The organism is Pseudomonas sp. rhizo66, assembly GCF_031931925.1.
Taxonomy (GTDB): Bacteria; Pseudomonadota; Gammaproteobacteria; order Pseudomonadales; family Pseudomonadaceae; genus Aquipseudomonas.
The window spans coordinates 174986-195081 of record NZ_JAUJWZ010000014.1 but is presented as its reverse complement, the minus strand read 5'-3'; the positions used below and the strand labels follow the sequence as shown (position 1 = coordinate 195081).

The window sequence follows — 20096 nt, the reverse complement described above, 5'->3', positions numbered from 1 at the left end:
AATCTCCAACACACCACAAAACCTGTGGGAGCTGGCTTGCCAGCGATGAGGTCAGCCCTGCCAGCACAAAACCTCCAGACACAAAAAAGCCCCGCCCGGCATACACCGGACAGGGCTTTCCTCTTTTCATACCTGCTACTTAAGCAACATTCATGGTCTTGTGCGTATCAATCAAATGCTGCACCACACCCGGATCCGCCAGGGTCGAGATATCGCCCAACCCGTCATATTCCGCCGTGGCAATCTTGCGCAGAATCCGGCGCATGATTTTGCCCGAGCGGGTCTTCGGCAGCCCCGGTGCCCACTGGATCACATCCGGCGAAGCAATCGGGCCGATCTCTTTACGCACCCAGTTCTTCAGCTCCAGGCGCAACTGCTCGGTTGGCTCCTCGCCATTCTTCAAGGTGACATAGACATAGATGCCCTGGCCCTTGATGTCATGCGGCACGCCGACCACTGCCGCCTCGGCAACCTTCGGATGCGCAACCATCGCGCTCTCGATCTCGGCAGTGCCCATGCGGTGACCGGAGACGTTCAGCACGTCGTCCACACGCCCGGTGATCCAGTAGTAACCATCGGCGTCACGACGCGCACCGTCACCGGTGAAGTACATGCCGCGGAAGGTCTTGAAGTAGGTATCAACGAAACGATCGTGATCGCCATACAACGTACGCGCCTGACCTGGCCACGAATCAAGAATCACCAGATTGCCTTCAGCCTCGCCCTCGATGATGTTACCGAGGTTGTCGACCAGCGCCGGCACTACACCAAAGAACGGACGCGCCGCCGAACCCGGCTTCAGCGCGTGAGCACCCGGCAGCGGGCTCATCATGTTGCCGCCGGTCTCGGTCTGCCACCAGGTATCGACGATCGGGCAACGCGACTTGCCGACATTCTTGTAGTACCAGTCCCACGCTTCCGGGTTGATCGGCTCGCCCACCGAACCGAGCAGACGCAGACTGCTGCCATCGGCGCCTTCAACAGCGGCGGTGCCCGACGCCATCATCGCGCGGATCGCGGTCGGCGCGGTGTAGAGGATGTTGACCTTGTGCTTGTCGACAATCTTCGCCACCCGGGTGATGTCCGGGTAGTTCGGCACGCCTTCGAACAGCAGCGTGGTCGCGCCATTGGCCAGCGGGCCGTAGACAATGTAGCTGTGGCCGGTGACCCAGCCGACGTCGGCGGTGCACCAGTAGATTTCGCCCGGGCGGTAGTCGAACACGCGCTCGTGGGTCATCGCCGCGTACAGCAGATAACCACCGGTGGTGTGTTGCACGCCCTTCGGCTTGCCGGTCGAACCGGAGGTATAAAGGATGAACAGCGCTTCTTCGGCGCCCATCTCTTTCGGCGCGCACACGGTGCCCGCCACTTTCATCAGGTCTTCGTACCAGATGTCGCGATGCTGGTTCCACTTGATGTCGCCACCGGTGCGCTTGCACACGATGACTTTCTGGATGCTGCTGGTTTCCGGATTGGTCAGCGCGTCGTCGACGTTGGCCTTGAGGGAAATCTTCTTGCCAGCGCGAATGCCTTCGTCAGCGGTGATCACCACTTTCGATTTGCAGTCGATGATGCGACCGGCCAGGGCTTCCGGCGAGAAACCGCCGAACACCACCGAGTGAATCGCGCCGATTCGGGTGCAGGCCAGCATGGCGACCACGGCTTCGGGAATCATCGGCATATAAATGGTCACCACGTCACCGCGGTGCACGTCCTGACCACGCAGGGCGTTGGCCAGTTTGCACACTTGTTCGTGCAGTTCGCGGTAGGTGATGTTGCGGCTCTCGGAAGGATCGTCGCCTTCCCAGATGATCGCCACTTGATCGCCGCGCTCGGCCAGGTGACGGTCGAGGCAGTTGTAGGAAACGTTCAGGGTGCCGTCGGCAAACCACTTGATGTCGACATGGTGATCGTCGAACGACGTCTGTTTCACCGTGGTGAAAGGCTTGATCCAGTCGAGACGCTTGGCTTGCTCGCGCCAGAAGCCGTCAGGGTTGACGACCGACTGCTGGTACATGGCTTTGTAGGTCGCCTCGTCAGTCAGCGTGTTAGCCAGAACCTCGGGACGAACGGGATACAGAGAAGCCGCACTCATCTTTCCTACCTCGGTGTAATAGTTGTTTTTGTATGACCCCGTTGTATCCGGGCCGGCCCCATAGAACCATTCGACGATGGTAGTAACAAGCCCCTACAAGTCGTAGCGATACCGAACCAAAACCCTCAACCCCTAGCCCCACGCCGCCTGTAGGAGCTGCCGAAGGCTGCGATCTTTTTGATCTTGCTTCTAAACATCCAGATCAAACGATCGCAGCCTTCGGCAGCTCCTACAGGGGGATTTCGGGGATTGTTACCAAATCTGCCAAAGGTGTTTATCAAAACCCGCTCTGTTTACCCCCGCCCCATCTCCCTAAAATTCACCTCGCCGACAAGGCAAACGCGATTAACAACGTTACAGCCCCCACGAAGGCCGTTAATCCAGCTCTCAAGTAATAACCGCAAATGATGAAGTTCCACACGCAACCCTAAAAAGGTTGCGTGACCCCACTCGACCTCAAAAAGGTAAATCCGAATGAAAGCTTTATTGGTTCTGGCCCTCAGCAGTCTGTGCGCAACCGCCATGGCAGATGAGGCTCCGACTGATGTCGCGCAGCAACAACCGGTTGTTGAGGAATACACTTACTCGACTCATCTGGACATCGCCAAAGTCGTGTCGATGAGCGAAGTTCCGAATGTCTGTGAAGTGGTTCCGGCCAAAATGGAATACGACGACTCCAAAGGTCAGCGTCACATCCTGCGTTACAGCATCATGGGCAACGGCTGCACCAATTGATGATTCGAGACTGCACCGAATTGGATCTCTCAGCGCTTCATTGAGGGTCGATTCCAGCCCGACTTCGGTCGGGCTCAGTTGTGTTTGAAGTCGTCAAAAATGCTTGCAAAACACTAGATGTAGTGAAAAACCGGTTTTTTTGTTCGTTTTTTGAGCAAATTCACAATGGCGAGATTTTTACGAAAAAAAATCTATCCCCGGCAAAGCCCTGTAAACCCTCACTCTCGTCGAAAAACCACCCTCCCCGACCGCTCCATGCGCGGATTCGCCTCAGCACAGCCGTGTTTTTTTCCCTATAATGCCGGCCCATACGGGTCAGCAATATTCCCTTACAGGGATCAAAAGCCATTCTGAAGCCCCGCAGCAGCGTTCAACGCTGATTGCGCCCATCAGAGGCTCTCGGAACCCGTCAAAATTTCTGTTTATTTGCCTGCGTGCATCGCTGCAAAAAACGACATCCAACGCGGTCTGTACGACCGTGTGAAAAACCAACCAATCAGGTTTCACACGGGCACAGGCCCTCACGCAGGAGACGACACGTCATGCTGAGCTGGGACGAATTCGACAAAGAAGACAGTGAAGTAGCAGCAGTGAAAGGCGCCAACGCCGGCCACGCTACTGAAGCCAACATGGACCGCCTCGACAACGCCGGCGGCGCCGCAGCGCTGGAAGCCCGCGCCGTGACCGCCGACGACTCGGCCGCCGTGGCCCGCGCCAAGGCTGCACTGAACTCCCTCGACGTCGCCGAAGGCCTCGCCGAACTCGAAGGCGCCTCCGCCCGTGTCGCCGTTGACGAAAAGCGCATGATCAACTGCCGCGCCGACCTCAACCAACTCGTACCCTTCAAGTACGACTGGGCCTGGCAGAAGTACCTGGACGGCTGCGCAAACCACTGGATGCCGCAAGAAGTCAACATGACCGCCGACATCGCCCTCTGGAAAAACCCGGAAGGCCTGACCGACGACGAGCGCCGCATCGTGATGCGCAACCTCGGCTTCTTCTCCACCGCCGACTCCCTGGTTGCCAACAACCTGGTCCTGGCCGTGTACCGCCTGATCACCAACCCGGAATGCCGCCAGTACATCCTGCGCCAGGCCTTCGAAGAGGCGATCCACACCCACGCCTACCAGTACTGCATCGAATCGCTGGCCATGGATGAAGGCGAAATTTTCAACATGTACCACGAGATCCCGTCGGTCGCCAAAAAGGCAGCCTGGGGCCTGAAGTACACCCGTTCGATCTCCGATCCGAAGTTCGAAACCGGCACCCCGGACACCGACAAAGAACTGCTGCGCAACCTGATCGCCTACTACTGCGTTCTGGAAGGCATCTTCTTCTACTGCGGCTTCACCCAGATCCTCTCCATGGGCCGCCGCAACAAAATGACCGGCGTCGCCGAGCAGTTCCAATACATCCTGCGCGACGAATCCATGCACCTGAACTTCGGCATCGACGTGATCAACCAGATCAAAATCGAAAACCCGCATTTGTGGGATGCTGAGATGAAAGAAGAAGCGACCCAGATGATTCTGCAGGGTACGCAGCTGGAGATCGAATACGCGCGTGACACCATGCCTCGCGGGGTGTTGGGCATGAACGCGGCGATGATGGAGGATTATCTGAAGTTCATCGCTAACCGTCGTCTGAGCCAGATTGGTTTGAAGGAAGAGTATCCAGGGACGACTAACCCGTTCCCTTGGATGAGCGAGATTATGGACTTGAAGAAAGAGAAGAATTTCTTTGAGACTCGGGTTATTGAGTATCAGACTGGTGGGGCGTTGAGCTGGGATTGATTAATCTTTCAGATTTTTAGTATAAAAACCTCGCCATGTGCGAGGTTTTTTTTGAAACATACCCAACCTAAGAAGATCTTTTCTTAGACCCACCACAGCTAACTTCCAGACATTTTCAGAGCAGATACTACAGACATATACAAAACCGCAACCAGCCCAAACTCTACCACCAAAGTCATAAGCACGATTTCAACAAAAAGAAATCGACTAGTACGCCACGCTCGACTGATTTTTTCGATAACACTCTTAAACTGATTCTTCAGCGACAGCTTCTCTACTTTTCTTACTTCCTCGACTTTAAATGCATCCTCCAAAAAACATGAGGCATTCGCATAAGCAGCAACCACAAACATTGCGAAGCAAAAGACACCAGTGAAAATCCTTGCAAATGTTGGATTATCGAACTGCACACCGAACTCACGAACCTTCAAAAATGCGACAAATGATATCGACAACATTAGCGCTTGTGGCGTTAAGTTTCTCAAAAACTCTAAAAAAGGCTTACGCCCCCTTCCGGTTAAATACATTGCCCCTCCTACCAAATTTCAAATTAATCCCTCCAACCGGAACAACCTCACCCAAGGTCAAGCCATCACCCATCAAAAGCGAGGGAAAAATTTCGCCCCTTGATCAACACTTGACTTCCAAACAAATCTTCTTTAAGAGAAAAAATCTCGTCTCTAAAATTATAAAAATCCTGCCGAGACAAATATGTCCTTCCCAGTACTTTATCTTGGGTCGCGGCAATCTCATCGGCACTCCACTTTGGCAACTCTTGCTTTAAATACTTAACAACCCTGGGCATCAAAATTCTCGCATGCTTATCACATATAGCTCGAATCACTCTCATCAAAACCCCCGCCTCATTAGGATTGTCGGCTAGAACAATATCCAACTCACCCAACCTAAGACACTCCAAGTAAGAAGGAGACGAGATTATTTTTTTTTCTTTAAAAGAATAAGCTACAGCATCCCAATTGGTTATAGTCGTAAGAAGCAAGCTATCTCGACCAGTGTATGCGACGTAATTATTCTTGAAGGCCCAAGTCTCACGAATAGGCCACACATCGACTGTCCACCCACCTACTTCAAGCCGATAACCACCAAATTTGTTTCTATGAAACTCTTCAATTTGGCGTGAGAAAAAAACCGCTAATGAATCAACGGAGCAATCTATAACCAAATCGATGTCTGAGTTAAAATCTTTAGCACCGAAAAGTGCGATATCTCTCAGAAGACCGCCAAAAACCAGCACCTCTCCAACGTCGGAAAGGCGCTCAATAAAATAAATTACATCAGCTCTTTTTTGCGAGTCGAAAAACCTTACAACTCGCTTCTTAAAAGCTTGATTGTTAGCTGCAATGTCTATCATAGAGTGGCTTTAATTCTGAGTGCAATGTAATTAAATAACTGTCCGTCATGCCCGAAATTGCATCCGCAAGAAGTTGAGCTTCTTTATAACCTACAGACAAATCGTTGCCCGGATCAGAAAATATACGGCGGTAGCTTTCAGAAATCCTTGAATACACATATTTCCCAAATGGAGTTTCAGACTTAAAACCCTTGCTCAACCTACCGTGTATCCCTACCCACAGCATATCCATCGTTTCTTCAATGTAATTATTACCTCTCAACTCCAACTCCAGCACACTTTTATGTTTGAAGCCGTATGCCATGTCAAAATCCTTTAGGACACTGCAGAACTTCGCCGCTGGGGACACACTCATAATCCCCTTATAAATTTGTTGCCCGCCCACAAAATCATTTGACAATAAAGAGAATTGCTCAACAACCGCTTTGACCATCGCGGTAATAGCATGAACTCGAAACATCTGCATCGAGCAATCATTTAATTCTTGAGGACTAAGCGAGCCTTGTTCAAACTCAGAGCTATGCTTCCTCGCTGCAGCGACTACTCCTTGAGCTACGGGGTCTTCAGCACAATTTTTTTCTAGATACCTAAGAAGATCATAATAGGATGCAAGCCCCTTCTTCACAGTATCCTCTGCATCAAGAACGGAATAAGCAATATCATCGCAGGCTTCCATTATATAGGTTAACGGGTGCCTAATACCCTCTGACAAACCGGTAGCCTCCCAGACCTCTGCAACAATTTTTGCTTCCGACTTAAAGAAACCTTGTTTCTTCCACTTTTCCTTATCAATCCCCTCAGTCGATACCGGGTACTTTATCAAAGCTGCAAGTGTGGCATATGTCAGATTAAGGCCAAACTGATCATTTAAAATCTGTAATTTTGAAACAAGTCGTACAGTCTGCGCATTACCATCAAAGTTTAAAAAATCAGACGCTCCCTCATCACTCTCACCAAAAATGTCCGGCTTATTTTTCACAAACCAATTTCTGATCGCGTACTCGCCCTGATGACCAAAGGGCGGATTGCCCATGTCATGCACCAGCCCTATAGCAGCGAGTAATGCTGGAATACTTCTTTGTAAAAACTCACTAGATCCAGCTTCACAAAAAATTCCCTCATTTTCATAAACCAGACGCAGACCGATACTTCTCGCCAAAGTGGCGACTTCATGTGAATGTGTGAGTCTATTTCTAACACTGTCGTTTTTATCTAAAGGAAAAACTTGTGTTTTATCCGCCAGCCTTCTTGTCGGCGCGGAAAATAAAATCCGATCATAATCCCGTTCAATTTCAAATCTACCATTTGCAGTAGCAGATATATCTACGGCCTTCAACCTGTCCTTTCTACGACTCTCATTCAAGAGCTTAGTCCAGTTGAGCATCTGAGTTCCCTTTCAAAGATTTTTAGAAGATCGCATGATACGGGAGAATTCATGCAGACTAATAGAGCAAATCCCCTCTCACGTATGGTTACAACAACGGGAATCGCTGGCTGGACAACTGACGTTCATACCCATACGCTCGCTGCCTGGTGCCTAAGAAACACCTCACACAGCGGATTGCCCGCACCCGACAGTCGCGGCTTTTTTGTGCCTACGGTTTCCCCGTGCGCATCAAAAACTCTGTTATGCCGGGAGTGGGCGAATAAAAGACCCGAAAGGGGAATATGTCCGGCCCTCTGTGTGGGGTTTCTTAGCTCCCGGCACCCAGCCTTAAGAAAGCTGACATCACACAGAGGTAAATGGATATGCCTACAAATTTCTCCTTCGGCACGAAGGAAATCAGCTTCAACCTCAACATCATCTACATGCTTCCAGCACTGGAGGCCAGCTATGTCTGAACCCCACAGTTCGACTGTCTTCACTCTGCACAAACTCTCTCTCCACGCCCTCCTCCTTGAAGGCCAGCCATGGTTTTGCGCACGCGATATTGGTCGCTTGATGGGCGTCCATCTCAGTGATCGGATGGTCAGCAAACTGGACAAAGATCAGCATCGTTTTCTGTTGATTGAGTATCACCGGCAATCTGAGAAGCAGTTGATGCTCAGTGAGTCAGGCGTGTATGCGCTGTTGGTGTATCACTACGTCCCAGGGAATCGGCTGTTGCGCGAATGGCTGACCCATCAGGTGGTTCCAGCCTTACGCGATGCTGCGTCCTCGGAAGATTCAGATCTACCTATGCTGAGTTTTTTGAAATGGCCTGAGATGTCCGTGAGTCTGTTGCATTGGCAGGATGAAAGCTGGATTCGGCTACGAGATATGCCGTATCTGTTGCAGGGTCAGACACAGCAAGCGACTGTCCCGAAGTCTTGGTGGCGAAAGGCTGCAGACGTATTTCAGTCGTCGAAGCATCTGATGAGTTAGGTGCTGCTTGTGAGATCACTTGCGAGAACTGTCGCAAATCTCTGTAGGAATTTTCCTAGACAGCCGTGATGGCCACTCAGTATCGTCCGAGGGTTTTCAACCCTCGGCGATTTTATGAGCGACAAAAAAAAAGACACTGACTGGACTGTTGTTGAGATTGAGGCAGCGGTTGATGCCTACCTGAAAATGTTTGAGCTTGAGCGAATCGGCCAAAAATCCAACAAGGCACATGAGAATCGCGTGCTGCGTGCATCTGCGTTGCACAACCGCACTGAAGGCTCAGTTGAATTCCGCATGCAGAACATCTCTGCCGTTTTATTGAGAATGCATAGGGAATACATCAAAGGGTACAAGCCAGCTAGAAACGTTGGGGCCAACGTTGAGCCAGCCATCCGAGCAGTGTTGATTGCCAAAGGGGTCACGCTTGGGGATCCAACGGTTGCGACTGCGGATGAAGAAGCACTAGAGCAGAGAGCTTTGGCACTAGAGAAACTGCCTCTTGAAGACGAACCTGCGGGGATTGTGAAGCCGAAGCGCGCTCCCGCCCAAAGCACTGCATTTATACGTGACCCGAAGGTTAGAGCCTGGATCCGTCAGAAAGCCAAAGGGATATGTGAAGGGTGCGGTGAACCGGCGCCATTCACTAAAAATGACTCGCCTTACCTTGAAGTTCATCACGTGAAGCATTTGGCGAATAAGGGTTCTGATCGAATCAGCAACGCTGTAGCACTTTGTCCGAACTGCCATCGGCGCTGCCATCATTCGAATGACAGCAAGGAGTTCACCGAGTCGCTTTATGACAGGGTTAAACGGTTGAAGCGTGAGCCCCCGAACCGCAAAACTATGTGATGAAAGAGCTTATTCCCGCTCGGCTGCAGAGCGAGAGCCAAGCTCATAATTTGCTCTGTTTAGGTCATCGCATTTACCTTTTTTGGGGCTGCTTCGCAGCCCAGCGGGAGCAAGCTCCCTCGCCACAGGGTGATGGGTGGCCTGCAATTGCGGTGTGATTATCGAAATCTGCTTGATGCCGAGAATCGCCAGCACTCTGGCTCCCACAGATTCCGAATCATCCTGAAAACAATCAGTGCAACCCGCGCCGCCTCCCGCTATTAATACCCCTCCCCCACTCAAGGATCCGAGCCCCACCATGAAATTCGATCTCGCCTACTGCCTCAGCCTCGACGACAAGTTGTCGATCTATGATGTTCGCGATCTCAATTTCGATGAGACGGTGGCGTTTGACTCTGCGAAGGAACACTTCCAGTGCCCCAACGATGCTTGTCGTTCGGCGTTCGAGGCTTCCAACGAGTTGGGCACGTTCAACGCCAAGAACGTGAATTACGTGCGCACGCCGCACTTCAAGAATCTACCCACGACGCAGCATGTGGCGGGTTGTCCGTATGTGAGTTTGAAGGCTTCAGCGTCTGGCGTTGAGACGGCGGATGGCGAGGTGGATGACGGGCGTGAGGAGCACTTCCCATCAGAGTTGTTGCTGACCCGGCGTGAGTATGTGCGCAAGCCTGTCGCGCCCGCGGGAGCTGCGGATGTGTTGCGCGATGATCCGGTGCGAGTGGCGGCGGACAGTGTTAAAGAGTCGGCGAGTCGTGAGTCGGCGCCGGACAAGACCAGTGTGTTTGCGCATCCGGTGGAGTGTTTTGTTTCGAACTTCGCGGACAAGGAGTTGCTCAAGCGCATGCCGTTGAAGGTCGGCGAGCATTCGGCGCCGTACAGTTCGTTCTTCAAGAAGATTGAGTATCTGACGGACAACAAGGGGCTGATTTACTGGGGGCGAATCAAGAAGATTGAGGACTTCCACAGCGGTGCCAGTTTTCGTATCGATTTCGAGGATAAGGTCTGGTTCAAGAAGCCCGAGGACAGTAAGAAGAAGCCGTACCCGGTCAGTGTTTATCTGAACAAGAAGCTGATCGACAACTACCGCAAGCGCAAGGCGTTTCTGGAGGAGATCAAGCACGCGGTGGATAGTGACAAGGCGTTGTTCTGTTTCTTCTATGGGGTGACTCCGGAGTTGAAGCAGGTGCCGGGCAAGAAGAACCCCGAAAAGCCTTTCGAGGTCTTCAATGCCAATATCGAGAACCTGGATCACTTCATTATTCGTGAAGCGCCGGGGCTGGAGTGATTGGTTAGCTCTGGGGCAGTTGTAGTTTGACGGCGCCGGGGTGTTGTTTGACGAGGGAGTACGGCAGGATCGACCAGTCGGGTCTATCGCAAGAGCGTTGTACGCGAGCGAAGTAGGCACCGAGGTACAAGCCCTTCTCGGTGAAGTACCAAGGTGAAGTGCCCCAGATGCTCTCATCCTGGAAGTTGCAGTCGTCATCTCCCGTCGGTGCCTTCATTTCTGTGGGGTACAGCGCGGTGAATTGCTTGATCACCCAAGGTACCAACTCTTTGCTCACGTACTGATAGCGCGCGTTACTTTCGTCCTTGCTCAGCGGTTTGTCGCCTAGGCTGTCGCGCTCGGCATGTAGCAGCGGTTTGCCCTCTCCGACCCACAGCACATCTTCGAGGGACAGCGGGTGGCCGGTTTTCACGTCGATATTGAGCGGGGAATCGCCGAAGTCGGGATGCGCGCCGCCGCAGTAATAGCTGGTCGAGATATTCAGGCTGACCACGGCTGGCGAGATCATTTTCGGTTCTGCCTGTTGCATGAACTCCACGTTCTCCCCGCCCTGTAATTGGCAGCCGTGATAGCTGATGACTTCATTCCAGAGGCGCCCGAGCAACTGCTGGTTAACCCGTTGCTGATCATCTTTCGACAATCCGGACTCCACGCTGAACAGCGAAATCTTTGTCTCAGGCTCCGTCCACCATTGCAGGTCGTAGCCCATGAAGTTTTCTTTCTTCGCCGGTTTGAGCTTGAGTCCCTGCAGACGCAAATACTCGTAAGGCTCGCCGTATGGCAGTGCGGCAATGAACGGCAAATTTGCTGAGGTGGGCGCGGGAAGTCTGGCCTCGGAGAGTTTCACCGGCAGCTTTTTGCCCTGCGGACTTTGCCATTCGCCCTGCCAGCCGTTGCTGGTTTCTTCCAACTTCAAGGTTGGTAGCGGTTTGTCGTCACCGTAGCGGTTGTTACCTTCAACAAGGTTCAACGTGCTGTCTTGTAGCGAGCCGCTGAGGGCTAGGTCGCGATGATATTTCTCGTAGAAATACCGCCCAGTCACTTCATCCGGCTGCGTGGTGTTTAGCTCCACGACAATCGGCGTTTTACCCAACGTACCGGTAAATACGCGCCGGCCATCTTCAGCATGGGCAGTGGAAATCAGTGTGAACAGCGCCGCGGTATATGGCGCCAGGCGCATCAGTCCCTTGAGCATGAATCAATCCTTGAAGGAATCGGAGGTCGCGTCGGCGTATAGGCGCCGACGCTGAAAAATACGCTGCGGATTATGGCGGGGGCCGCTTAACTATTCGAGTTTTCCTGCTCGTACTTTTTAAGCCAGGCTTCGTGCTCAAGGGCCGCAATTTCCCGAGCCATTTGTTGGCGACGTTCCTTGGCAGCATGAAGCTGGACGTCATCAAGGAAGCAGTAATGACGCAGCCAGTGAAGGGCCATTTCCTCATCAGGAAAGTAGTAAGACTTGGCGCCCTTGCTGTTCCTAGGCGTGTCATTCATTTGCTCGTCAAATACCATCGCGGTGATTTCATCCGGTGGCAAAGACCCCGTATGGGCGACCTTGTCCTGGAACATCCATGCAATCTCATCAATGTGTTTTTGCGCGCTGCGATGGCTACGTCGATAGAACCGTTGATGCTCACAAGTCTGTTTCAGCCGCGCCAACATCAACTCCGGGTTAAGCCACTGCCCGAGGTCATGATGATGTGCGTTGATCACTATCCCCTTGACCCAACGATCCACAAATCGATCAACAAAGTCTTCTGTGTCAGCCTTTTTCGCATCAGCGAAGATCAGGCAATAGCGGGTTTTGACGTGAATGACCAGCAACACATGCTTGCGTTGTACCGTTATCGCGTGCACCAGCCACTGCTCGTCAGCGCCGCTCAGCTCATCATCTTCAATGATTGCGGACGGCGGTTTGGCATCCACCGGCGTGATCTTTTTGCCTTTGTGAACACGGCTGAAAAACTTACTGGCGGCTTCGGTGCAATTGAAGATCAACATCCTGGTTCTCTGGTCGTTGCTGAGCACAGCGTTAAGTTATCGATTTTGGTTTCTTCCGCTATAGCCTGGCAATGATTCATTTAACCGAAATGCACAACAGCACAATAACCAGCAACCCAATATAGACCCAGGCATGCACCCGATCCGGGATCCGCCCAATCCATGGCGCGGCCAAGCGAATCCCGATGAGCGAGCCCACTGTCAGCAGCGCAAACGCCAGCAAATCCACATACCCGACAAACCACGCGCCCAGGTCAGCCTGACTGAACCCGGCCAACGCCATGTACGTCAGCGTCCCCGCCACTGCCACCGGCACGCTCAACGGATTGGCCATGGACGTCGCTTGCGACATGCTCAACCCACAACGGCGCAGCAACGGCACGGTCATGACGCTTCCTCCTACACCAAGAAACGTCGCAATGACGCCAATGCCTACGCCACCTGCGGAATTTTCCATAACGCCAAGTCGGCGTGGGATGACGTCAGCGTTTTGCGTGAGAAATCCTCGTCTGAGCAGGCAGTCGACAATGGTCACGCCGAGGTAGCCGATGAACGCATAGCGAATCACCTCGCCACTGACCCACACCGCCGCTATTGCCCCCACGATCGCTCCCATTGCGATAAACCCGCCCAACGGCCACAGGTAATGGCGGATCAGGTTGCCGGCGCGGCGGTGTTTGTCGGTGGCGATCAGGGCGTTGACGATCATCACGCAAGTCGAAGTGGCGACAGCGATGTGCATCGCCGATTGGCCAATCGGGTCGTCGGCGCCGTGGCTGGCGGTGAGCAGGCGATACAGCAGCGGCACCACGACGAAGCCGCCGCCGAAGCCGAACAGCACGGCGGTGATGCCGGTCAGGCAGCCGAAGAGGGTCAGCAGTAAATAGAACATGGCGGGCGTCCGTGAAGGGAGAGCGATCGACGATAATGCGGCTTCGCCTGGCCTGCTTAAGCAACTCAGCCAATAATGTTTGCGTTTACGCCAATCACTGGGAAACGCCTGATGCGCAATGTTTCGATCAATCTGCTGGATGACACGCCGCGCGCCGTGGTGGCGATCGGTACGGATTATTCCCACGGTCACCTGCTGCCCTTTCACACGCATCGAAGGGCGCAGTTGTTGTATGGCGCGACCGGTGTGATGCAGGTCAGTACCCATGACGGCAATTGGGTAGTGCCGCCGCAGCGCGCGGTGTGGATCCCGCCGGGGGTGGCGCATGAGGTGTTAATGCTTGGGGTCAGCACTCGCAGCGTGTACATCGAGCCGGGCGCAGTGGATTTGGGCGAGCGTTGCCAGGTAATCAGTGTGTCGCCGTTGATGCGGCAGTTGCTGATGGAGGCGGTGGAACTGCCACTGGCCTATGACTTGAGCGGACGCGATGGCGTGTTGATCGACCTGTTGCTGCATGAACTGACGCGCAGTGCGCCACTGCCGTTGCACATTCCGCTGCCGACTGACGGAAAACTACTTTCCCTGTGTCAGACCTTTCTGCATCAGCCGTACGCCCATCAATCTCCACAGCAGTGGGCCGAGCAGTTACACATAAGCTTGCGCACCTTCAACAGGATGTTTCGGCAACAGACCGGTTTGAGCTTCAGGCAATGGCGGCAGCAGGCTTGCGTGGTCCTGGCGCTGGCGCGCTTGGCCTCGGGTGAAGCGGTGACACGCATCGCCCTGGACTTCGGTTATGAAAGCCCGGCGGCGTTCTCGACGATGTTCCGGCGGATCCTCGGGCAGGCACCGTCCGTCTGGTTGGAGGCGGCGAATTAGCGCAAATCAAAAAATGCGTTTGATCCCGGCCGAAAACAACTGTACAAAAACACAGTACATTTTCAATCAGCACTCTTGAGCCCGGAGCACACCATGGCCTCTCTTGCGATGAACCACATCCTCGAACGCATTGCCCTTTTCCAGTTCACCCCGACGCACTGCGTCCAGGCCCGAGCGATGCTGGGCTGGAGCGTGGAACAGCTCTCGCGGGAGGCTGAGGTTTCGGTTGAAGACATTCAACGCTTTGAAGCGCAGCAGGATGTCGCGGATGCGGTGCGACTGGCGCTGGCTTATCGGTTCGAGGCGCAGGGGCTGGTGTTCTTTCCCGGGTTTGCGCCGGGGCGTAGTGCGAGTTCTCAGGGCGTTTCGTCGGAAGCGGTGGGCCGTGGGGATTTTGCGATGGCTGATTGAGAGAACGAGTTGATCTTTATTCCTAAATAGGTATATTTTCGCATGAGTGCAAGGAAGCCGCTCTTGTGGGTCTGCAGTAGCAAGAAAGATCTCAAGCAGATGCCCACAGACGTACAGGATGTTTTTGGTTATGCACTGGATTTGGCCCAGAGTGGCTTGAAGCATCCGGATGCAAAACCCCTGAAAGGGTTTGGAGGCGCAGGTGTGCTAGAGCTGATCGAAGACTTCGATACCAACACCTACCGCGCCATTTACACGGTTCGATTCGGCAGTGCCATTTATGTATTGCACTGCTTTCAAAAGAAGTCGACTACCGGAATCAAAACGGCTCAGTCCGACATTGATCTGATACGAAACCGTCTTCGAGCCGCTCAGGATCACGCGAAAGGATCAGAAAATGATAGAAATTGAAAAAGGTAGCGGGAACGTCTACCAAGACCTCGAACTGCCCAATGCTAGTGAAATGCAGGTTAAGTCGCAGCTCGCGGCGAAGATCGGCGAGATCATCAAGGCTCGCCATCTCACTCAGATTCAGGCGTCTGAAATCCTTGGATTATCCCAGCCGAAACTTTCCGAAATGCTGCGGGGAAAATTTCGAGGAATCAGTGAAGCCAAAATGATGGAATGTCTTTCACATCTTGGGCGAGACGTGCAGATCGTAGTGAAATCGGCCCCCCGATCACGGAAAGAAGGCCGAATTGAAGTGGTGTTTGCTTAACCTGAAACTCATTAAGCGCTCTGCACCACCGCCTCACTCTCCCCTTCAACCGCCAACCACCACGCCTCCCCGCGTTGCGGTTGAGCGATGTTAAACGCCTCACCCATCTGCGGCGTGGTAATCGAAACACTGCGTTCCCACGCCAGTGCCAGAATACGGTCGAACGGTTCGTGCCAGGCGTGCATCGCCAGGTCGAAGGTGCCGTTGTGGATCGGGAAGAGCCAGCGGCCTTTGAGGTCGATGTGCGCTTGCAGAGTTTCTTCAGGCTGCATGTGTACGTGTGGCCATTCGACGTTGTAGGCGCCGGTTTCCATCAGGGTCAGGTCGAACGGGCCGTACTGTTCGCCGATGCGTTTGAAGCCGTCGAAGTAGCCGCTGTCGCCGCTGAAGAAGATCCGCTTGTCACCGTCGATCATCACCCAGGATGCCCACAGGGAGCTGTTGCCATCGAACAGGCCACGGCCGGAAAAGTGCTGCGACGGTGTAGCGACGAACTGGATGTCGGCAATCTCGGCGCCCTGCCACCAATCGTATTGGCGGACCTTGCTGGCTTCGATGCCCCATTTGATCAGGGTGTCGCCGACGCCCAGCGGGGTCAGGAACAGGTTGGTCTTGGCGGCCAGTCTGAGCACGGCCTGGTAATCGAGGTGGTCGTAATGGTTGTGCGACAGGATCACCGCTTCGATCGGCGGCAACTGGTCGATGCTGATCGGTGGCTGGTGGAAGCGTTTCGGCCCGGCCCACTGCACCGGCGATGCGCGCTCGGCGAAGACCGGGTCGGTGATGAAGAATTTGTCGCGCAGCTTCAGCAACAGGGTCGAGTGACCGAGTCGATAGACGCTGTGGTTGGGCGCCGCCAATAGCTCTTCCCGAGTCAACGCCTGCACCGGGATCGGCGCGGCGGGCCGGGTGTTGCGCGGCTTGTGGAAAATCATGTTCCACATGATCCGCAGCATTTTGCGTACGCCTTCACGTTGCACGGGTGCATGATTGCGAAACAGCCCCTGATGCTGCCGCGAGGCTTCAGGCGTGGATGTGTTATCCGGGATCGAAACTGGATTGGCCATGACTGAATGACTCCAGAAAAACCGCGCAATTCACGGTTTTTCCACGGTGGGACGATAAATGGCCAAAGCTGCACGCATAGGCCGAACTTCTGTTTTTTAGGTTGCGAGGATTAACGCAACATTACACTGCTCGGTGTAGTTTCTAGGTTGCATCAAAGCGGATGACAAGTAAACTGCCAAGTGTAATTTCACCCTTTCTCTGCCGAAGCGTACTTATGACAGCTCCACAGCGCCTCACCGACCGTAAACGCGAAGCCATTATCCAGGCGGCGATTGCCGAGTTCCGTGCCCACGGTTTCGAGATCACCAGCATGGACAAGATTGCCGCCACCGCCGGTGTGTCGAAACGTACGGTGTACAACCATTTCCCCAGCAAAGAAGAGTTGTTCGCCGAAATTCTCAACCAGTTGTGGGCACGCATCAGTGCCGAGCCTTCCGTCGTTTATAGCCGCGATCAGCCCTTGCGCGAGCAATTACGGCAGATGCTTCAGGCCAAGGTGCAGTTGATGGCTGACGAGAATTTCCTGACCCTGGCGCGCGTGGCGATTGCCGCCACCATTCACTCGCCGGAGCGTGCGCAGAACATGATCGAGCGCATGGGCGAGCGCGAGGAAGGTCTGACCGTGTGGATACGCGCCGCACAGGCGGACGGTCGGCTGAAACCGGTCGATCCGGAATTCGCCGCACATCAAGTACAAGGCTTGCTCAAGACCTTTGCTTTCTGGCCGCAGATGTCGATGGGCCGTGCCGCCCTCGATGTCGATATGCAGAACACCGTCGCCGAATCGGCACTGGAGATGTTTCTGTCCCGCTATCAGCTCTAAATCGCCCTTCTCCCGCGCGAAACAACGATTAAATGGCTCGGAAGGACACTGATTATTCCCGTTGGAATAAATGACAATGTCCGACAATCGACCGACGAACGGTTAGCCTGAGAAAATACTGCAAAGTATTTCAGGATGAATTTCGCGCAGGGCATCATGGAAAACCAACGCGGCAAAGGCTTGTCATTCGCCAGACGTATTTATCTGCCCAGAGCCATTGGTCTGGGCGTGGGATTCTTTAGCGTCGCTGCGGCGTTGTATCCGCTGAACATGCCCGACTGGCTGTGGGCGCTGTTGTTGTTCAACGGCTTCGCCTGGCCACACTTGGCTTACCAGATCTCCACCCGCTCGACGTTCCCGTATCAGGCTGAACGCCGCAATTTGTTATACGACTCGATGTTCGGCGGTTTCTGGACGGCGTGCTTTCAGTTCAACCCGCTGACTACCGTGACCATTCTGTCGATGATGACGATGAACAACGTCGCCGCCGGCGGCCAACGTCTGTTCGTGTTTGGCGCCCTCGCCCAACTCGCTGGCATGCTGCTGGGCTGGGCGATTTTTGGTGTCAAATTCAGCCTGACGATGACGCAGGTGCAAGTCTGGGCCTGCCTGCCGATGCTCACCCTGTATCCGTTGGCGCTGGGCATGGTCTGTTATCGCCTGGCGATCAAACTGTCCCAACACAAACGCGCACTGAGCGCCCTCAGCCGTACCGACAGCCTCACCGGCCTGCTCAACCACGGGGCCTGGAAGGACCTGCTGCACTTGAGATTCCAGCAGTGCCGCCGACACAACACCCAAGCCACGCTGGCGCTGATCGACATCGACCATTTCAAGGAGATCAACGACAGCTTCGGGCACATCGTCGGCGATGAGGTGCTGCGGCATTTGAGTCAGGAGCTCAAACGCCTGCTCGATCAATACGAATTGGCCGGGCGCTACGGCGGTGACGAGTTCTGCGTAATCCTGCCGACAATGCCCCTGCACAAGGCCGAAGCGCTGATGGAGCAATTGCGCGAGGCGTTGCAGCACTATCGTCATCCGCACGTGACAGCGTTGCGAGTGAGCCTGAGTATCGGTTTGGCGCGGTATCAGCCTTTGTACAAGGATGCCCTCGACTGGCTGGACGATGCCGATAAAGCGCTCTACACCGCGAAACACACGGGCCGTAACACCATCAGCGTGGCCTTGAGCAAGACCGCGACGGACAACGCCAACGCCTAAAAAGTTATACAAAATTATAAAAAAATACTTCCTTGTACAACTTTATGAAGTTTTGTATAAGTAGCCATCTGCCAGCTACGGAATGCTGGCATTGAGCAGTCATTGCCGAATGCCGTGCGCGCATTCGGTCTGCCGGCGCGGAAATAGGGACTGAATCCTCGATCTTCCCCACTTCCTGAGTACTGCGAACATGTTCTTCAATCGCCACAAATCCGTCGTCGACGATCTTCAACGCACCCTCACCGAACAAGCCGGCCTGCTTGAGGCGATCAATCGCTCGATGGCGGTGATCGAGTTCGACCTCGATGGCGTCGTACTCCGCGCCAATGACAACTTTCTCAAGACCATGGGTTACACCGCCGAACAAGTGATCGGCCAGCCCCATCGGCGCTTTTGCACGCCGGAGTTCGGGCGCAGTGCTCAATACACCGATTTGTGGTCACGCCTGAAAAACGGCCAGTTTCAGTCCGGTACGTTCGAACGGGTTGACGGCAGGGGCCTGCCGATCTGGCTTGAGGCCAGTTACAACCCGATCAAGGATGCTTCGGGACGCGTGGTGAAAGTGGTCAAGTACGCCATGGACGTGACCGCCAAGGTGCAGCAGGAGAGCGAAGCCAACGCCAAATTGCAGGCAATCGACCGCGCAATGGCAATTATCGAGTTCAACCTCGACGGCAGTATTCTCACAGCCAATCAGAATTTTCTGACGCGCATGGGTTACACCCTCGCGGAGCTGAAAGGCAAACATCACCGGTTGTTCTGCACGCCGGCACTGGTCAACAGCAGCGCCTATGAGGATTTCTGGCGACGCTTGAACCAAGGCGAGCTGTTCCAGGGGCAGTTCGAACGCGTGGATAAACGCGGGCAAATCGTCTGGCTCGAAGCCAATTACAACCCGGTTTATGACGCTGCCGGGCGCTTGTGCAAAGTGGTGAAATTCGCCTCCGACGTCACCGCCCGGGTCGAGCGACACGAGCAGGACGCGCGCAGTGCCAGTGCGGCGTATCACATCTCCGTGGCGACGCGGAAAGTCGCCGAGCAAGGTACGCAGGTGATTCAGCAAGCGGCCAGCGAAATGCGCGAAATCGCCGAAGACATTGCCGAGTCTTCGACGCTGATTGCCCAACTGGGCGAGCGCTCCGAGCAGATCACCGCCATCGTCAACACGATCCGCGCGATTGCCGACCAGACCAATCTGCTGGCGCTCAACGCCGCGATTGAAGCCGCACGCGCCGGTGAACAGGGCCGAGGGTTTGCCGTGGTTGCGGACGAAGTGCGGCAATTGGCGGCTCGCACCAGCGGCTCGACTGCGGAGATTTCCAGCATGATCGGGCTGATCCAGAACGAGACTCGCCAGGCCATCAAGAGCATGGAAGGCACCCAGGGTCGTGCGGCGCAAGGGGTCGAACTGGCGAATCAGGCGGGGACGGTGATTTTGCAGATTCGTGATGGTGCCAGTGAGGCGGTGGATGCCGTGAGCATGTTTGCCAATGAGCGGGTGCCGGGGTAATCGCTGCTGGGACAGTAGACCGAGGCGCGACCTTCGCGAGCAGGCTCGCTCCCACAGGAAATGCAATCCAATG

Annotated in this window: 20 protein-coding genes and 1 pseudogene; 13 read left to right on the top strand and 8 right to left on the bottom strand. The window is 54.3% G+C overall.

The genetic code is table 11. The features are described 5' to 3' along the window. Positions 1–139 precede the first annotated feature (139 nt). Positions 140–2095 carry an acetate--CoA ligase gene (acs, locus tag QZR14_RS18090; RefSeq protein ID WP_250608008.1) on the bottom strand — a complete coding sequence of 652 codons (1956 nt, stop codon included), beginning with the start codon at positions 2093–2095 and terminating at the stop codon, positions 140–142. A 474-nt stretch (positions 2096–2569) separates the two neighbouring features. Here acs and QZR14_RS18085 point away from each other — a divergent pair, with 474 nt between their 5' ends. Both QZR14_RS18085 and QZR14_RS18080 read left to right on the top strand, forming a co-directional pair. Beyond that, a complete protein-coding gene (locus QZR14_RS18085; protein ID WP_311997297.1) occupies positions 2570–2830 on the top strand; it encodes a DUF2790 domain-containing protein in 261 nt (86 codons plus the stop codon). 542 nt (positions 2831–3372) lie between these two features. Further along, positions 3373–4623 (top strand): ribonucleotide-diphosphate reductase subunit beta, encoded by a 1251-nt coding sequence (locus tag QZR14_RS18080; protein WP_047599662.1) that lies wholly within the window; start codon positions 3373–3375, stop codon positions 4621–4623. 98 nt (positions 4624–4721) lie between these two features. On the opposite strand, the gene QZR14_RS18075 is transcribed toward QZR14_RS18080, so the two are convergent. The 3 genes from QZR14_RS18075 to dgt form a co-directional block, all read right to left on the bottom strand. Then, entirely contained in the window at positions 4722–5150 is a 429-nt protein-coding gene (locus tag QZR14_RS18075) for a hypothetical protein (RefSeq protein WP_311997296.1), read from the bottom strand. Positions 5151–5215: 65 nt separating this feature from the next. Beyond that, the gene (locus QZR14_RS18070; RefSeq protein WP_311997295.1) at positions 5216–5995 is read right to left on the bottom strand and encodes a hypothetical protein; all 780 of its coding nucleotides are present in this window, start codon (positions 5993–5995) and stop codon (positions 5216–5218) included. Then, complete coding sequence (dgt, locus tag QZR14_RS18065; RefSeq protein ID WP_311997294.1) at positions 5976–7379, bottom strand: dGTP triphosphohydrolase; 1404 nt, start codon at positions 7377–7379, stop codon at positions 5976–5978. The genes QZR14_RS18070 and dgt overlap by 20 nt, the downstream gene beginning before the upstream one ends. A 450-nt stretch (positions 7380–7829) precedes the next feature. Between dgt and QZR14_RS18060 the strand changes: the two genes are divergently transcribed. From QZR14_RS18060 to QZR14_RS18050, 3 genes are all read left to right on the top strand, one after another. Further along, positions 7830–8360, top strand: a complete 531-nt coding sequence (locus QZR14_RS18060; protein ID WP_311997293.1) for a BRO-N domain-containing protein — start codon at positions 7830–7832, stop codon at positions 8358–8360. Between the two features lie 114 nt (positions 8361–8474). Continuing rightward, positions 8475–9209, top strand: coding sequence for an HNH endonuclease (locus QZR14_RS18055; RefSeq protein WP_311997292.1), 735 nt, complete (start codon positions 8475–8477; stop codon positions 9207–9209). A 298-nt stretch (positions 9210–9507) separates the two neighbouring features. Then, positions 9508–10497, top strand: a complete 990-nt coding sequence (locus tag QZR14_RS18050; protein ID WP_311997291.1) for a hypothetical protein — start codon at positions 9508–9510, stop codon at positions 10495–10497. 4 nt (positions 10498–10501) lie between these two features. Here the strand turns inward: QZR14_RS18050 and QZR14_RS18045 are convergent, their stop codons facing one another. The 3 genes from QZR14_RS18045 to QZR14_RS18035 form a co-directional block, all read right to left on the bottom strand. Beyond that, positions 10502–11692 (bottom strand): hypothetical protein, encoded by a 1191-nt coding sequence (locus QZR14_RS18045; protein WP_311997290.1) that lies wholly within the window; start codon positions 11690–11692, stop codon positions 10502–10504. Positions 11693–11778: 86 nt separating this feature from the next. Beyond that, positions 11779–12498 carry a DUF6933 domain-containing protein gene (locus QZR14_RS18040; RefSeq protein ID WP_250607997.1) on the bottom strand — a complete coding sequence of 240 codons (720 nt, stop codon included), beginning with the start codon at positions 12496–12498 and terminating at the stop codon, positions 11779–11781. A 76-nt stretch (positions 12499–12574) separates the two neighbouring features. Further along, positions 12575–13390, bottom strand: coding sequence for a sulfite exporter TauE/SafE family protein (locus tag QZR14_RS18035; RefSeq protein ID WP_311997289.1), 816 nt, complete (start codon positions 13388–13390; stop codon positions 12575–12577). Between the two features lie 111 nt (positions 13391–13501). On the opposite strand from QZR14_RS18035, the gene QZR14_RS18030 reads away from it, so the two are divergent. From QZR14_RS18030 to QZR14_RS18015, 4 genes are all read left to right on the top strand, one after another. Beyond that, positions 13502–14269: an AraC family transcriptional regulator gene (locus tag QZR14_RS18030; protein WP_311997288.1), complete on the top strand. Its 768-nt coding sequence runs from the start codon at positions 13502–13504 to the stop codon at positions 14267–14269. A 93-nt stretch (positions 14270–14362) separates the two neighbouring features. Continuing rightward, complete coding sequence (locus QZR14_RS18025; RefSeq protein WP_311997287.1) at positions 14363–14680, top strand: XRE family transcriptional regulator; 318 nt, start codon at positions 14363–14365, stop codon at positions 14678–14680. A 42-nt stretch (positions 14681–14722) separates the two neighbouring features. After that, on the top strand, positions 14723–15091 hold the full coding sequence (locus QZR14_RS18020; RefSeq protein WP_083368143.1) for a type II toxin-antitoxin system RelE/ParE family toxin: 369 nt from the start codon (positions 14723–14725) through the stop codon (positions 15089–15091). Beyond that, the gene (locus QZR14_RS18015) at positions 15078–15398 is read left to right on the top strand and encodes a helix-turn-helix domain-containing protein (protein ID WP_095048140.1); all 321 of its coding nucleotides are present in this window, start codon (positions 15078–15080) and stop codon (positions 15396–15398) included. The genes QZR14_RS18020 and QZR14_RS18015 overlap by 14 nt, the downstream gene beginning before the upstream one ends. Before the next feature lie 11 nt (positions 15399–15409). On the opposite strand, the gene QZR14_RS18010 is transcribed toward QZR14_RS18015, so the two are convergent. After that, positions 15410–16465, bottom strand: a complete 1056-nt coding sequence (locus tag QZR14_RS18010; protein WP_311997286.1) for an MBL fold metallo-hydrolase — start codon at positions 16463–16465, stop codon at positions 15410–15412. A gap of 215 nt (positions 16466–16680) precedes the next feature. On the opposite strand from QZR14_RS18010, the gene QZR14_RS18005 reads away from it, so the two are divergent. The 4 genes and pseudogenes from QZR14_RS18005 (at position 16681) to QZR14_RS28130 (ending at position 20023) form a co-directional block, all read left to right on the top strand. Continuing rightward, positions 16681–17289, top strand: coding sequence for a TetR/AcrR family transcriptional regulator (locus QZR14_RS18005; RefSeq protein WP_311997285.1), 609 nt, complete (start codon positions 16681–16683; stop codon positions 17287–17289). 156 nt (positions 17290–17445) lie between these two features. Continuing rightward, positions 17446–18513 carry a diguanylate cyclase gene (locus QZR14_RS18000; RefSeq protein ID WP_311997301.1) on the top strand — a complete coding sequence of 356 codons (1068 nt, stop codon included), beginning with the start codon at positions 17446–17448 and terminating at the stop codon, positions 18511–18513. Between the two features lie 190 nt (positions 18514–18703). Next, positions 18704–19477: pseudogene (locus QZR14_RS28135) on the top strand (PAS domain-containing protein); the annotation flags it as partial. A gap of 51 nt (positions 19478–19528) precedes the next feature. Then, the gene (locus tag QZR14_RS28130; RefSeq protein WP_442967410.1) at positions 19529–20023 is read left to right on the top strand and encodes a methyl-accepting chemotaxis protein; all 495 of its coding nucleotides are present in this window, start codon (positions 19529–19531) and stop codon (positions 20021–20023) included. Positions 20024–20096: the final 73 nt, after the last annotated feature.

What these genes read in the sequence shown, in the direction of transcription:
- acs (WP_250608008.1), bottom strand. Translation starts at nt 2,095, where the DNA reads ATGAGTGCGGCTTCTCTGTATCCCGTTCGTCCCGAGGTTCTGGCTAAC.
- QZR14_RS18085 (WP_311997297.1), top strand. Translation starts at nt 2,570, where the DNA reads ATGAAAGCTTTATTGGTTCTGGCCCTCAGCAGTCTGTGCGCAACCGCC.
- QZR14_RS18080 (WP_047599662.1), top strand. Translation starts at nt 3,373, where the DNA reads ATGCTGAGCTGGGACGAATTCGACAAAGAAGACAGTGAAGTAGCAGCA.
- QZR14_RS18075 (WP_311997296.1), bottom strand. Translation starts at nt 5,150, where the DNA reads ATGTATTTAACCGGAAGGGGGCGTAAGCCTTTTTTAGAGTTTTTGAGA.
- QZR14_RS18070 (WP_311997295.1), bottom strand. Translation starts at nt 5,995, where the DNA reads ATGATAGACATTGCAGCTAACAATCAAGCTTTTAAGAAGCGAGTTGTA.
- dgt (WP_311997294.1), bottom strand. Translation starts at nt 7,379, where the DNA reads ATGCTCAACTGGACTAAGCTCTTGAATGAGAGTCGTAGAAAGGACAGG.
- QZR14_RS18060 (WP_311997293.1), top strand. Translation starts at nt 7,830, where the DNA reads ATGTCTGAACCCCACAGTTCGACTGTCTTCACTCTGCACAAACTCTCT.
- QZR14_RS18055 (WP_311997292.1), top strand. Translation starts at nt 8,475, where the DNA reads ATGAGCGACAAAAAAAAAGACACTGACTGGACTGTTGTTGAGATTGAG.
- QZR14_RS18050 (WP_311997291.1), top strand. Translation starts at nt 9,508, where the DNA reads ATGAAATTCGATCTCGCCTACTGCCTCAGCCTCGACGACAAGTTGTCG.
- QZR14_RS18045 (WP_311997290.1), bottom strand. Translation starts at nt 11,692, where the DNA reads ATGCTCAAGGGACTGATGCGCCTGGCGCCATATACCGCGGCGCTGTTC.
- QZR14_RS18040 (WP_250607997.1), bottom strand. Translation starts at nt 12,498, where the DNA reads ATGTTGATCTTCAATTGCACCGAAGCCGCCAGTAAGTTTTTCAGCCGT.
- QZR14_RS18035 (WP_311997289.1), bottom strand. Translation starts at nt 13,390, where the DNA reads ATGTTCTATTTACTGCTGACCCTCTTCGGCTGCCTGACCGGCATCACC.
- QZR14_RS18030 (WP_311997288.1), top strand. Translation starts at nt 13,502, where the DNA reads ATGCGCAATGTTTCGATCAATCTGCTGGATGACACGCCGCGCGCCGTG.
- QZR14_RS18025 (WP_311997287.1), top strand. Translation starts at nt 14,363, where the DNA reads ATGGCCTCTCTTGCGATGAACCACATCCTCGAACGCATTGCCCTTTTC.
- QZR14_RS18020 (WP_083368143.1), top strand. Translation starts at nt 14,723, where the DNA reads ATGAGTGCAAGGAAGCCGCTCTTGTGGGTCTGCAGTAGCAAGAAAGAT.
- QZR14_RS18015 (WP_095048140.1), top strand. Translation starts at nt 15,078, where the DNA reads ATGATAGAAATTGAAAAAGGTAGCGGGAACGTCTACCAAGACCTCGAA.
- QZR14_RS18010 (WP_311997286.1), bottom strand. Translation starts at nt 16,465, where the DNA reads ATGGCCAATCCAGTTTCGATCCCGGATAACACATCCACGCCTGAAGCC.
- QZR14_RS18005 (WP_311997285.1), top strand. Translation starts at nt 16,681, where the DNA reads ATGACAGCTCCACAGCGCCTCACCGACCGTAAACGCGAAGCCATTATC.
- QZR14_RS18000 (WP_311997301.1), top strand. Translation starts at nt 17,446, where the DNA reads ATGGAAAACCAACGCGGCAAAGGCTTGTCATTCGCCAGACGTATTTAT.